This window comes from Sphingomonas sp. Leaf30, assembly GCF_001422525.1.
GTDB lineage: Bacteria > Pseudomonadota > Alphaproteobacteria > Sphingomonadales > Sphingomonadaceae > Sphingomonas > Sphingomonas aerolata.
In genome coordinates, this window is record NZ_LMKZ01000018.1 from 724,318 (window position 1) to 736,912 (window position 12,595).

The following is a 12,595-nucleotide window of genomic DNA, read 5'->3' on the forward strand; positions in this document are numbered from 1 at the left end:
TCACCACGGGACACTAGGCCAGTGACGTGACTACGGCAGTTTTCCTGACGATCGACACCGAATTTGCCTGGCGGCACCACCGCGCGGGTCTTGGCAGCGATGCGATCTACCACCGGTCGGTCGAGCCTGCGGGCGTCGGTGTCAGCTATCAGCTCGCCAAGCTGGGGCGGTACGGGCTGAAGGCGTGTTTCTTCGTCGACCCGATGCCCGCGCTGACCTTCGGGATCGAGCCGGTACGGCGGATGGTGGCGACGATCCTCGACGCGGGGCAGGAGGTTCAGCTGCATCTCCATCCCGCCTGGACCGCCGCGATCGCGCGGGACCGCGGCGCGAATCACGCAAAATTCGACCTGTCCGACTATCCGCTGGCCGAACAATACGCGCTGATCCTGCGCGCCACTGAACTGCTGATCGACGCGGGTGCGCCCGATCCGATCGCGTTTCGCGCGGGCAGCTATGCCGCGAACGACGATACGCTCGCCGCGCTCGCCGCGCTGGGTTTCGCCTATGACAGCAGCCATAACGGTGCGGCGGCGTGCGATGCGAGCAGGATCTCGCTGTCGCCGCGTCAGATCGCGCCAATCGCCGCGCACGGCCTGATCGAGATCCCGGTGACCGTGATCGAGGATCGGCCGGGTCAGTTGCGCACGCTGCAGCTCTGCGCCCTGTCCGCGAACGAGAGCCGCGATGCGCTCGAGCACGCCGCGGCCCGGGGGCATGTCGCCGCGACGATCGTCAGCCATGGTTTCGAGTTGGCGAATCGGCAGGGCACGCGCGCGAACGCCGTCCATGTCCGCCGGTTCGAGGCGCTGTGCGCGACGCTGGCGGAGCTGCGCACCGACTTGCCGACCCGGCATTTCCGCGATCGCCCGCCGCTGGCCCTTGGCCAGTACGACCGGCCGCTGGCGCGCGATCCGATCCGGCGGGGACTGCGCCAGGCCGAGCAGCTCTGGTCGAACTGGGTCGAAGAACGCGCCTGATGACCGCGGTCAGCGTCCGCCTGAAGTTCCAGCTCGGCGCGCGCACGCTGGCGACGATCCCGCGCCGGCTGGTGCGCGTCGCGCTGTCGCTCGACGATGTGCTGGCGGGCGGCGTGCCGATCCTGCCCGCGCTGCCGACACAGGCCGATGGCTATGTGATCACCTCGTTGCCCGCAGACCGGATGGACGCGCTCGAGACGCGTGGTCTGCTGACCGTCGTCCGGCAGCGTTATGTCCGGTATCACGCCGACCTGCGGATCGGCGAGGCGGCATGGCTCGCGACGCTGTCGGGCAGTGCGCGGTCGGGGCTGAGGCGCAAGACGAAGCGGCTGGCGACGCTGTCGGGCGGTACGCTCGACATCCGCGGCTATCGGACCCCTGCCGAGATCGCGGTGTTTCACCCGCTGGCGCGGACGGTGTCGGCGACGACCTATCAGGAGCGGCTGCTGGAATCGGGGCTCCCTGACGGTGAGGCGGCGCTGCAGGGTTTCGAGACGCTCGCCGCGGCGGACCGGGTGCGGGCCTGGCTGCTGTTCATCGAGCGCCGGCCGATCGCCTATCTCTGCTGTACCGCGCAAGGCGGGACGCTGCGCTATGACCATGTCGGGCATGACCCCGCCGAGAACGCTCTGTCGCCGGGTGCGGTGTTACAGGTCGAGGCGATGCGGCAGCTGTTCGACGACCGCTTCGCCTGGTTCGATTTCACCGAGGGGGAGGGGCAGCACAAGCGGCAGTTCGCGACGACGGGGACGGCGTGCGTCGATCTGCTGCTGTTGCGGCCGACGCTGGCGAACCGCGCGACGGTGGCCGCGCTGGGGGCGTTCGATGGCGCGGCGGGCTGGGCGAAGCGGACGCTGTCGCATCCGCGGCTCGCACGCATGATGCGCGGGATCCGGCGCTGAGCGCGCCTGACAGGCGGATCTGGATCAGCGACGGTTTTCGAGGCTCCCGTTCGTCACGACGCGCGCGTAAGAACGGGCGATGCATCTCCGCGCGTCCGCCATCGTCGTCGCCGTTCGCCAGCATGGCGAGCATGGCGCGATCGTGCGGGCATTGACGCGCGAGGACGGCGTGCAGCCGGGTTATGTGCGCGGCGGGCGGTCGCGGGCGATGCGGCCGGTGCTGCTCGCGGCGAACGTGATCCAGGGCGAATGGCGCGCGCGGACCGGTGACCAGCTCGCCGCGCTGACCGCCGAGCTGATCCACAGCCGCGCGACGCTGCACGGCGAGCCGCTCGCGGCGGGTGCGCTCGAATGGGCGACGGCGCTGGCCGCGGTCGCGCTGCCGGAGGCGCAGCCCTATCCGCATATCCACGATGCGCTCGACGGCGTCCTCGGCGCGATCGAGGCGGCGCCTTCGGCCCGAGGCTGGGCGGCGGCGTTGGTGCGGTACGAATTGCTGCTGCTCGCGGAACTGGGATTCGGTCTCGATCTCGACCAGTGCGTCGCGAGTGGTGCGGTCGACGACCTCGCATTCGTCAGCCCGCGCACCGGCGCGGCGGTGTCGCGCGGCGCGGCGCAGGGCTATGAAGCCAAGCTGTTGCCGCTGCCCGCGTTTCTCACCGCTGGCGGCGAGGCGGGGTGGCCGGACATCTTCGACGGGCTGCGCCTGACCGAGCATTTTTTGACGCGCGATGTCCTGGTCGAACGCCGCGCCGAACCGCTCGCAGCGCGGGCTCGCCTCGTCGATCGGCTCAAAAGGGCGGTTGCGTGAGCGCGGCTTGCCCGGCAAGGGCGGCGGCGGAGGAACGCACATGCCCTTGATCGCGATACTGGCCGGCGACGGCATCGGACCCGAAGTGACTGCCGAGGCGCGCCGCGTGCTCGACCGGCTCGACCTCGATCTGAGCTTCGACGAGGCGCTGGTCGGTGGTGCGGCGTACAAGGCGGCGGGGCATCCGCTGCCGCCCGAGACTCTGGCGCTCGCGCGGCGCGCGGACGCCGTGCTGTTCGGTGCGGTCGGCGACCCCGATTGCGATCGGCTCGAACGGCATTTGCGACCAGAACAGGCGATCCTGGGCCTGCGCAAGGAACTGGGGCTGTTCGCCAACCTGCGTCCGGCCAAGTTGTTCGCGGGGCTGGAGGATGCGTCGTCGTTGCGCCCCGAAATCGCGCGGACCATCGACATGGTGATCGTCCGCGAGCTGACCGGCGACGTGTATTTCGGCGCCAAGGGCATCCGGACGACCGCCGAGGGCCTGCGCGAAGGCCATGACGAGATGCGCTATGACGAGGCGGAGATCGCCCGGATCGCGCGCGTCGGGTTCGAGACCGCGCGCACCCGCAAGAGCAAGCTTCTGTCGGTCGACAAGGCCAACGTCTTGGAGACGTCGCAGCTGTGGCGCGACGTCGTGATCGAGGTGTCGGCCGATTATCCCGACGTCGCGCTCAGCCACATGTATGTCGACAACGCGGCGATGCAGCTCGTGCGCGATCCCGGCCAGTTCGACGTGGTCGTCACCGGCAATCTGTTCGGCGACATCCTATCCGACCAGGCATCGATGTGTGCGGGATCGATCGGCATGCTGCCGTCCGCCGCACTCGATGGACGGGGTCACGGTCTATACGAACCGATCCATGGCAGCGCGCCCGACATTGCCGGGCAGGGCAAGGCGAACCCCTGTGCCGCGATCCTGTCCGCGGCGATGATGCTGCGGCATTCGCTCGACAAGGCCGAGGCGGCCGACCGGATCGAGGCGGCGGTGGCAGCGGCGATCCTGGCCGGCGCGCGGACCCCCGATCTCGGCGGCACGCTGACGACGCGCGCGATGGGCGACGCGGTGATCGCATCGCTCGGGTGAGTCCGGTCGAGCTGGACCCGGTGAAGGGCGCGGGGGCGGACACGCTCGAGATCGCGGTCGTCATCCCGACGTTCAACGAAAAGGCGAACGTCGCGGCGCTGATCGCCAAGCTCGACCAGGCGCTGGCGGGGCGGCGCTGGGAGGCGATCTTCGTCGACGACGACAGCCCGGACGGCACCGCCGAGGCTGCGCGCGTGCTCGGGCGGAGCGACATGCGCGTCCGCGTGATCCAGCGGATCGGCCGGCGCGGGCTGTCCTCGGCCTGTATCGAGGGGCTGTGCGCGACCGCCGCGCCCGTCGTCGCGGTGATCGACGGCGATCTGCAGCATGACGAGACGCTGTTGCCAAAGATGCTCGACCTCCTTCAGGCGGGCGATCACGACGTCGTGATCGGATCGCGCTTCGTCAGCGGCGGCGGGACCGGCGACTGGGATCGCGACCGCGTCGCCAAGTCCGCGCTCGCCACGCGGCTGTCGCGGCGCGTGCTCAAGGCGGATCTGAGCGATCCGATGAGCGGCTTCTTCGCGATCCGTACCGACGTCGCGCGCGCGCTTGCGCCCAGACTCTCGGCGATCGGGTTCAAGATCCTGCTCGACCTCCTGACCGCCGCGCCCGAGCCGCTGCGGTTCGCCGAGCTGCCCTATACCTTCCGCTGCCGGACCGAAGGGGAGAGCAAGCTCGATCACGTCGTCGCGCTGGAATATCTGATCGCGCTGTACGACCGGATGTTCGGGCGGTTCGTGCCGGTGCGGTTCGCGATGTTCTCGGCGATCGGCGTGCTCGGCATCGGCGTGCATATGGCGGTGCTCAGCGCGCTGTTCCTCGGGATCGGGACGTCGTTCCTGATCGGGCAGATCGGCGCGACGCTGGCCGCGCTGACGATGAACTTCTTCCTCAACAACGCGCTGACCTATCGCGACCGGCGGCTGAAGGGGTGGCGGCAGCTCGCCGATGGCTGGGTATCGTTCGCGCTGATCTGTTCGGTCGGCGCGATCGCCAATGTCGGGATTGCAGCGTTCATGCACGACGTGCGCAACGACGCCTGGGCGGTGTCGGCGATGATCGGCGTGTTGGTCGGCGCGGTGTGGAATTATGCGCTGTCATCCAGGTTTACCTGGGGGCGCTACTAGCGCACGCGACCCTCCGCGGGGGTTGTCATCACCGCCCGCCCCCGGCAAAGCGTCGCCATGAAGCGCAAGACCGGCCAAGATCGTTCGATCACCCAGAACTGGCGTCCGCAGACGCAGGCCATCCGCGGCGGCACCGCCCGCAGCGAATATGGCGAAACGTCCGAAGCCCTCTTCCTTACCTCGGGCTATTGCTACGACAAGGCCGGTGACGCCGCGGCGCGCTTTGCCGGCGAGCAGGACGGGATGACCTACTCCCGGCTCCAGAATCCGACGGTGCAGATGCTCGAGGAGCGGATCGCGCTGCTCGAGGGGGCCGAGGCATGCCGGTCGATGGCGACGGGCATGGCGGCGATGACCGCGGCGCTGCTGTGCCAGTTGCAGAGCGGCGATCACCTGGTCGGCGGCCGCGCGGCATTCGGATCGTGCCGCTGGCTGACCGATACGCTGCTACCCAAGTTCGGGATCGCCACGACGATCGTCGATGCGCGCGACCCGCAGGCGTTTCTCGACGCGGTGCGGCCCGAAACCAAGGTCTTCTTCTTCGAGACGCCTGCCAATCCGACGATGGACATCGTCGACCTGAAGGCGGTGTGCGACATCGCGCGCGAGCGCGGGATCACGACGGTCGTCGACAATGCGTTCGCGACACCGGCGTTGCAGCGGCCGATGGAGTTCGGCGCGGACGTCATCGCGTACAGCGCGACCAAGATGATGGACGGGCAGGGCCGCGTGCTCGCGGGTGCGGTGTGCGGGACAGAGGATTTCATCACCAACACGCTGCTGCCCTTCACGCGCAACACCGGGCCGACGCTGTCGCCGTTCAATGCGTGGGTCGTGCTCAAGGGGCTCGAGACGCTCGACCTGCGTATCCGCCGCCAGTCTGAGAATGCGCAGAAGGTCGGCGCGTTTTTGGAGACGCGCGTACCGCGGATGCTGCACCCCGGCCTCGCCAGCCATCCGCAGCACGAGCTCGCGATGCGTCAGATGGACGCGTGCGGCCCGATCTTCGCGTTCGAGGTCGAAGGGCGTGAACAGGCGCATGGCCTGCTCGATGCGCTGGAGCTGGTCGATATCTCAAACAATATCGGCGATTCGCGGTCGCTGATGACGCATCCTGCCTCGACCACGCACGCCAGCGTCTCGCCCGACAAGCAGGCTGAGATGGGCGTGACCGAGGGGCTGTTGCGGCTCAATGTCGGGCTTGAGGACGTGCGCGACGTGATCGACGATCTCGACCGGGCATTGGGCAAGGTCGGGCTGTGAAGGCGCTGTTCCCCAGTGCGGCGACGACGCGCGGGGTGACGGTGCGCGTCTCGGTCAGCTATCTGCCCGAACAGTCCGAGCCGCAGCGCGGGCGCTGGTTCTGGGCCTATCATATCCGGCTGGAAAATGACGGGCCCGGCGCGGTCCAGCTTCTGACGCGACACTGGATCATCACCGACGGGCATGGCGCGCGCCACACCGTCGAGGGCGAGGGCGTGGTCGGCGAACAGCCGCTGATCGAGCAGGGTGCGAGCTTCGACTATGTCTCGGGCTGCCCGCTGGCGACGCCGACGGGTGCAATGCGTGGATCCTACCGGATGGTCGATGATACCGGTGCGGTGTTCGAGGTGGCGATCCCGCATTTCTCGCTCAGCGCCCCGGCGGTGATTTCGTGAAGCGTACGCACCTGCCGCTGAACGGGCTGCGCGTGCTCGATGCGGCGGCGCGCCACCTGTCGTTCACGCGCGCCGCCGATGAGCTCGCGGTCACCCCCGCCGCGGTCGGGCAGCAGATCCGCGCGCTCGAGGACACGCTGGGCGTCGTGCTGTTTAGGCGGACCACGCGCGGGCTCGAGCTGACGCCCGAGGCCGAGGCGGGGCTCGGTCCGTTGCGCAACGGCTTCCTCCAGTTCGAGGAGGCGGTCCGTGCGATGCAGGCGGGGCAGACGTCCAAGTCGCTGACGATCGCCGCACCGCGCGACCTGACCGAGAAATGGCTGATGCCGCGGCTCGCCGAGATTGCTGCGGCGGATCCCGACCTGCGCTTCGTCCTGATCACCGCGGACGAGACGGTCGACTTTACCGAGGCCAATCTCGACCTCGCGATCCGCTGGGGCGATGGTCCTGGCGAGAATGAGGGCGAGGCGCTCGAATCCGAAGGGCTCGTCACGATCGCCGCGACCGGCAGCGCGTCCGAGGCGATCATCGCCTGGCCCGGCGCGCCCGCGCTCGACCCGGCGGCGGGGGATGCCACGGCACTCGTCCGCGTCGGTGATGCAGGGCTTGCGATCGATGCGGCGGCGGCGGGGCTCGGGCGGGCAACCGTGCCCGAACTGCTGGCGCGGCGCGGGCTCGATGCGGGGCTGGTCCGGATCATCGGCGACGCGCAGCCGTCGCGTGGCGGCTATTGGCTCGTCGCGCCGCTGCCGCAGTGGCGTCAGAAGAAAGTGCGCGCGCTCGTCGATGCGCTGATCGCTTGAGGCGTCGCGCGCTGCCCCATCCGGTGCTGGTGACGCCGCGGCTCCGGTTGCGTCGGCTCGTTCAGGCGGACGCGGTCGCGTTGCACCCGACGCTCGCCGACGCGGACCTGATGACCTATTCCGCGGATGGTCCGCTGACGTCGATCGAGGCGACGCGGCTCTATCTGGTCGAGGATGCCGCCGACGTGAACTGGCGCGCCTGGGCGATCACCCGGCACGGCGACGACCGGGCGATCGGCTGGGTGTCGGGCGGGCGGATGCGCGGGCAGGGGGTGACCGAGATCGGCTTCATCCTCGCGCGCGCGCACTGGGGCCGCGGCCTGGCTAGCGAGGCGGTATCGGCGGTGCTCGATCAGCTGTTTGCCGAGGGGCAGCACCGCGTGTTCGCCGATGCCGACAGCGAGAACCGCGCGTCGATCCTGTTGCTCGAACGGCTGGGGTTCCGGCGCGAACGGCTGCTGCGCGGCGAATGGGAGACGCATATGGGGCTGCGCGACAGCCTGATCTACGGGCTTCACGCCGATGACTGGCTGGCGGCGGCCCTGCCACAATCCGCGTAACGCGGTCACTTGAGCGAACCCGGTTGCTCGCCTAAGTCGGCGGCATGACATCGACGAACGACATCCGCCGCGGCTTCCTCGACTATTTTGGTTCGCAGGGACACCAGATCGTGCCCTCTGCGCCGCTCGTGCCGCAGAACGACCCGACGCTGATGTTCGTCAATGCGGGGATGGTGCCGTTCAAGAACGTCTTCACCGGCCTCGAATCGCGCCCCTATACGACCGCGACGTCCAGCCAGAAGTGCGTCCGCGCGGGCGGCAAGCACAATGATCTCGACAATGTCGGCTACACCGCGCGGCATCACACCTTCTTCGAAATGCTCGGCAATTTCTCGTTCGGCGATTATTTCAAGGAACAGGCGATCACGCATGCGTGGACGCTGCTGACCAAGGACTGGGGCCTGTCGCCGGACAAGCTGACCGCGACCGTCTATCACACCGACGACGAGGCGTTCGATCTCTGGAAGAAGATCGCCGGGCTGCCTGAGCACCGCATCATCCGCATCCCGACCAAGGACAATTTCTGGTCGATGGGCGACAACGGGCCGTGCGGGCCATGCTCGGAGATCTTCTACGATCACGGCGATCACATCCCCGGTGGCCCTCCCGGCAGCCCCGACGAGGACGGCGATCGCTTCGTCGAGATCTGGAACCTCGTGTTCATGCAATATGAGCAGGAAAATGCCGAGATCGTCGGCAATTTGCCCAAGCCCTCGATCGACACCGGCATGGGGCTCGAGCGGATCGCCGCGGTCATGCAGGGCGTCACCGACAATTACGATACCGACACGTTCAAGGCGCTGATCGCAGCCTCCGGCGCGCTGACGCATACCGCGACCGACGGCGCGAACACAGCCAGCCACCGCGTGATCGCGGATCACCTGCGCACCGCAGGCTTCCTGGTCGCGGACGGCGTGCTGCCTGCGAATGAAGGCCGCGGCTATGTGCTGCGCCGGATCATGCGCCGCGCGATGCGCCACGCGCATATCCTGGGCGCGAAGGAGCCGTTGATGCACCGGCTGGTGCCGTCGCTCGTCACCGAGATGGGCGCGGCCTATCCCGAGCTGTTCCGGGCGCAGCCGCTGATCGAGGCGACGCTGCAGCAGGAGGAGACGCGGTTCCGCCAGACGCTGGACAAGGGGCTGAAGCTGCTCGACGAGGCGACCGCGGACATGACCGAGGGGACGCTCGCGGGTGACGTCGCGTTCAAGCTCTACGACACCTATGGCTTCCCCTACGACCTGACTGAGGACGCGCTGCGCGAACGCGGGCTCGCGGTTGACCGCGAAGGCTTCGACACCGCGATGGCCGAGCAGAAGCGCGCCGCGCGTGCTGCGTGGAAGGGGTCGGGCGCCAAGGCCTCGGACGATATCTGGTTCGATATCGTCGAGCAGAGCGGCGGCACCGAGTTCCTCGGCTATGCCTCGGACACCGGCGAGGGCGAGGTCGTCGCCTTGGTCAAGGACGGCGCGCGCGTCGACCATGCGACGACGGGTGATACGGTGTCGATCGTCGTCAACCAGACGCCCTTCTACGGCGAGAGCGGCGGGCAGGTCGGCGATGCCGGGCACATCTCGACCGACACCGGGCTGCGCGCAAACGTCACCGAGACGTCGAAGCAGCTCGGCCGCGTGTTCGTCCATCATGCGATGATCGAGTCGGGCGGGATCAAGGTCGGCGATACGGTCAAGCTGCAGATCGACGTCGCGCGTCGTGCGGAGATCCGTGCCAACCACTCCGCAACGCATCTGCTGCATGAAGCGCTGCGCGAACGGCTCGGCAAGCATGTCGCGCAGAAGGGGAGCCTGGTCGCGCCCGATCGCCTGCGCTTCGACTTCTCACAGCCGGTCGCGATGACGCCCGCCGACATCGCTCAGGTCGAGGCCGATGTGAACGCGCAGGTCCGCGGCAATGGCGCGGTGACGACGCTGCTGATGACCCCCGACGACGCGATCGCGATGGGTGCGATGGCGCTGTTCGGCGAGAAATATGGCGACGAGGTCCGCGTCGTGTCGATGGGCTCGACCGACGAGGGCACCTATTCGATCGAACTGTGTGGCGGCACGCACGTAACCGCGCTCGGCGATATCGGGTTGTTCAAGGTCGTCGGCGAAGGCGCGGTGTCGAGCGGCGTGCGTCGCGTCGAGGCGCTGACCGGCGAGGCCGCGCGTGCCTATCTGACCGGGCGCGACGATCGCCTGCGTGAGGCGGCAGCGGCGTTGAAATCGACCCCCGACGAGGTGCCTGCGCGCGTCGCGGCGCTGATCGAGGATCGCCGGCGTCTCGAGCGTGAGCTGGCCGATGCGAAGAAGGCGCTGGCGCTCGGCGGCGGTGGTTCCGGTGAGGCGGCGGGACCCGAGCAGGTCGGCGGCGTGGCCTTTATCGGACAGGTGCTCAATGATTTCGAGGCGAAGGGCCTGCGCGGCGCGGTCGACGAGGCCAAGCAGCGGCTGGGGTCGGGGATCGCGATGCTCGTCGCGATCAACGACGGCCGCGCCTCGGTCGCGGTCGGCGTGACCGCGGATCTGGTCGCGAGCCATAATGCGGTCGACCTGCTGAAGATCGCGGTAGCCGCGCTTGGCGGGCAGGGTGGCGGTGGCCGTCCTGATATGGCGCAGGGCGGCGGGCCGGATGGGGACAAGGCGGCGGATGCGGTCGCGGCGGTGCGGGCGAAGCTGGCGGGCTGAGGGGCTTTTGTTCTGGGCCGTTCCCCCGCGGACGCGGGGGCCCAGCTAAGTACCGGCAGCGCCCGCTACCTTGGGCCCCCCGCCTTCGCGGGGGGAACAGTGAGTAGAGAGTTGTCAAATGCCCCCACACCACCCCGGCGAAGGCCGGGGCCCAGTTGGGAAGGCCGAGGTAACATAGGACCGTCCGTAGTTACTGCTGTCCCCCAACTGGGCCCCGGCCTTCGCCGGGGTGGGGTATGAGGTGGGCTGGTGGCGTCCTCACCCGATAAGGATCACGCCGCCCCGCGCACTGCCGCCAGCGTCGTCCCGGCGGTGATCGCCTCGATATCCGTGACCAGGTGCAGCAACCGCACCCCGCCGCGCGACATCGCCCGGTCCAGCGCCGCGGCGAAATCCTCGGTCTTGGTGACCGTCTCCGCCCAGCACCCATAGGCCCGGCCAAGCGCGGCGAAGTCGGGATTGCGCAGCGCGGTTCCCGACACCCGCCCCGGATATTCGCGCTCCTGATGCATCCGGATCGTGCCGTAGCCGCCATTGTCGACGACCAGCACCAGCATGTCCGCACGCTGCGCGACCGCGGTGGCCAGTTCCTGCCCGTTCATCAGGAAGCAGCCGTCGCCCGCCAGCGCGACCACGGTTCGTTCGGGATGCCGCAGCGACGCGGCGACCGCGGCGGGTACGCCGTAACCCATCGCTCCGGCGGTCGGCGCGAGCTGCGTTCCCGGCCCGGCATAGGCCCAGTAGCGATGCCACCAGCCCGAATAATTCCCCGCGCCGTTGCAGATGATCGCATCCGCGGGTAGCCGCTCGCGCATCGCCGCGACGCACGGCCCCAGGTCCATGACCAGATCGCGCGGCGCGGGCGTCGACCAGGCGCGCCACTCAGCATGCGCCTCCTGACCCGCGGTCCGCGGCGGCAGGTCGACCGCGAGCAGCGCCTCTGCGAATTCGGCCATCCCCGCACACACCGCGACGTCGGCGTGATAGCTGCGGTTCAGCTCTTCCGGATCGGGATGGACATGGACGATCCGCTGCCCCGGATGATCGGGCGTCACCAGCGCATAGCCATCGGTCGTCGCCTCGCCGAGCCGTGGGCCGACGACGAGCAGCAGATCCGCCGTCTTTACCCGCTCGACCAGCTTCGGATTGGGTCCATAGCCGAGATTGCCCGCCCAGACCGGGCAGGCGTTAGGGATCGCATCCTGCCGCCGGAACGCCGCGGCGACGGGAATCCCGTTGCGATCCGCCCAGGTCGAGAACGCCCCCGACGCCGCCGCATCCCAGCCCGCGCCGCCGACGATCGCCACGGGCCGTTCGGCGGTCGTCAACAGATCCGCGAGCAGGTCCATTATGTCCGCGTCGCACGCCTGCGCGACGCGCTCGACCCGCGGCCGATCGACCGCCTCGACCAGGTCGAGCAGCATGTCTTCGGGGAGTGCGAGCACCACCGGCCCCGGTCGTCCCGACATCGCGGTCGCATAGGCGCGCGCGACATATTCGGGGATCCGCCGGGCATCGTCGATCCGCGCCGCCCATTTGGCGATGGGCGCGAACATCGCCTGGAAATCAATTTCCTGGAACGCCTCGCGGTCACGCGTGCCGCGGTCGATATCGCCGACGAACAGGATCATCGGCTGCGAATCCTGCATCGCGACATGCACGCCGATCGACGCGTTGGTCGCGCCGGGCCCGCGCGTGACGAAGGCGATGCCGGGGCGGTGCGTCAGTGTGCCGTCCGCGCACGCCATGAACGCCACGCCGCCTTCCTGCCGGCACACCACCGTCTCGATGGCGGGCGTGTCGTGAAGCGCGTCGAGCACCGCGAGGAAGCTTTCGCCGGGCACGGTGAAAATACGGTCGCAGCCTTGCGCGACGAGTTGGTCGACGAGAATTTGGCCGCCGGTACGCTGGGTCATGACAATCTCCTGCCGCCACCGTAGCCCGGCAATCGTCACCAAGTCGAGAACGCCCGCCCGA

At 68.9% G+C, this 12,595-nt stretch carries 11 protein-coding genes; 10 read left to right on the top strand and 1 reads right to left on the bottom strand.

Annotated features, from left to right (window positions below):
- Nucleotides 1–26 precede the first annotated feature (26 nt).
- From ASE89_RS17060 to alaS, 10 genes are all read left to right on the top strand, one after another.
- The gene (locus ASE89_RS17060) at nucleotides 27–980 is read left to right on the top strand and encodes a polysaccharide deacetylase (RefSeq protein ID WP_056680118.1); all 954 of its coding nucleotides are present in this window, start codon (nucleotides 27–29) and stop codon (nucleotides 978–980) included.
- Complete coding sequence (locus tag ASE89_RS17065) at nucleotides 980–1,882, top strand: GNAT family N-acetyltransferase (RefSeq protein WP_082451655.1); 903 nt, start codon at nucleotides 980–982, stop codon at nucleotides 1,880–1,882. Before ASE89_RS17060 ends, ASE89_RS17065 begins: the two co-directional genes overlap by 1 nt.
- A 79-nt stretch (nucleotides 1,883–1,961) precedes the next feature.
- Entirely contained in the window at nucleotides 1,962–2,693 is a 732-nt protein-coding gene (gene recO / locus ASE89_RS17070; protein ID WP_056680120.1) for a DNA repair protein RecO, read from the top strand.
- A 40-nt stretch (nucleotides 2,694–2,733) separates the two neighbouring features.
- A complete protein-coding gene (gene leuB, locus ASE89_RS17075) occupies nucleotides 2,734–3,780 on the top strand; it encodes a 3-isopropylmalate dehydrogenase (protein ID WP_056680842.1) in 1,047 nt (348 codons plus the stop codon).
- Nucleotides 3,777–4,910 (top strand): glycosyltransferase family 2 protein, encoded by a 1,134-nt coding sequence (locus ASE89_RS17080; RefSeq protein ID WP_236701846.1) that lies wholly within the window; start codon nucleotides 3,777–3,779, stop codon nucleotides 4,908–4,910. Before leuB ends, ASE89_RS17080 begins: the two co-directional genes overlap by 4 nt.
- Before the next feature lie 57 nt (nucleotides 4,911–4,967).
- Complete coding sequence (locus ASE89_RS17085; protein ID WP_056680123.1) at nucleotides 4,968–6,173, top strand: trans-sulfuration enzyme family protein; 1,206 nt, start codon at nucleotides 4,968–4,970, stop codon at nucleotides 6,171–6,173.
- Nucleotides 6,170–6,568 carry a Co2+/Mg2+ efflux protein ApaG gene (apaG, locus tag ASE89_RS17090; protein ID WP_031393907.1) on the top strand — a complete coding sequence of 133 codons (399 nt, stop codon included), beginning with the start codon at nucleotides 6,170–6,172 and terminating at the stop codon, nucleotides 6,566–6,568. The genes ASE89_RS17085 and apaG overlap by 4 nt, the downstream gene beginning before the upstream one ends.
- On the top strand, nucleotides 6,565–7,371 hold the full coding sequence (locus tag ASE89_RS17095; RefSeq protein ID WP_056680126.1) for a LysR family transcriptional regulator: 807 nt from the start codon (nucleotides 6,565–6,567) through the stop codon (nucleotides 7,369–7,371). Before apaG ends, ASE89_RS17095 begins: the two co-directional genes overlap by 4 nt.
- Nucleotides 7,368–7,931: a GNAT family N-acetyltransferase gene (locus ASE89_RS17100; protein ID WP_183935213.1), complete on the top strand. Its 564-nt coding sequence runs from the start codon at nucleotides 7,368–7,370 to the stop codon at nucleotides 7,929–7,931. The genes ASE89_RS17095 and ASE89_RS17100 overlap by 4 nt, the downstream gene beginning before the upstream one ends.
- Before the next feature lie 44 nt (nucleotides 7,932–7,975).
- A complete protein-coding gene (gene alaS, locus ASE89_RS17105) occupies nucleotides 7,976–10,618 on the top strand; it encodes an alanine--tRNA ligase (protein ID WP_056680129.1) in 2,643 nt (880 codons plus the stop codon).
- A 272-nt stretch (nucleotides 10,619–10,890) separates the two neighbouring features.
- On the opposite strand, the gene ASE89_RS17110 is transcribed toward alaS, so the two are convergent.
- Nucleotides 10,891–12,534 (bottom strand): thiamine pyrophosphate-binding protein, encoded by a 1,644-nt coding sequence (locus tag ASE89_RS17110; RefSeq protein WP_056680130.1) that lies wholly within the window; start codon nucleotides 12,532–12,534, stop codon nucleotides 10,891–10,893.
- Nucleotides 12,535–12,595: the final 61 nt, after the last annotated feature.

Excerpts from the sequence above, each read along its gene's own strand:
- ASE89_RS17065 (WP_082451655.1), top strand. The coding sequence starts at position 980 with ATGACCGCGGTCAGCGTCCGCCTGAAGTTCCAGCTCGGCGCGCGCACG.
- recO (WP_056680120.1), top strand. The coding sequence starts at position 1,962 with ATGCATCTCCGCGCGTCCGCCATCGTCGTCGCCGTTCGCCAGCATGGC.
- leuB (WP_056680842.1), top strand. The coding sequence starts at position 2,734 with ATGCCCTTGATCGCGATACTGGCCGGCGACGGCATCGGACCCGAAGTG.
- ASE89_RS17085 (WP_056680123.1), top strand. The coding sequence starts at position 4,968 with ATGAAGCGCAAGACCGGCCAAGATCGTTCGATCACCCAGAACTGGCGT.
- alaS (WP_056680129.1), top strand. The coding sequence starts at position 7,976 with ATGACATCGACGAACGACATCCGCCGCGGCTTCCTCGACTATTTTGGT.
- ASE89_RS17110 (WP_056680130.1), bottom strand. The coding sequence starts at position 12,534 with ATGACCCAGCGTACCGGCGGCCAAATTCTCGTCGACCAACTCGTCGCG.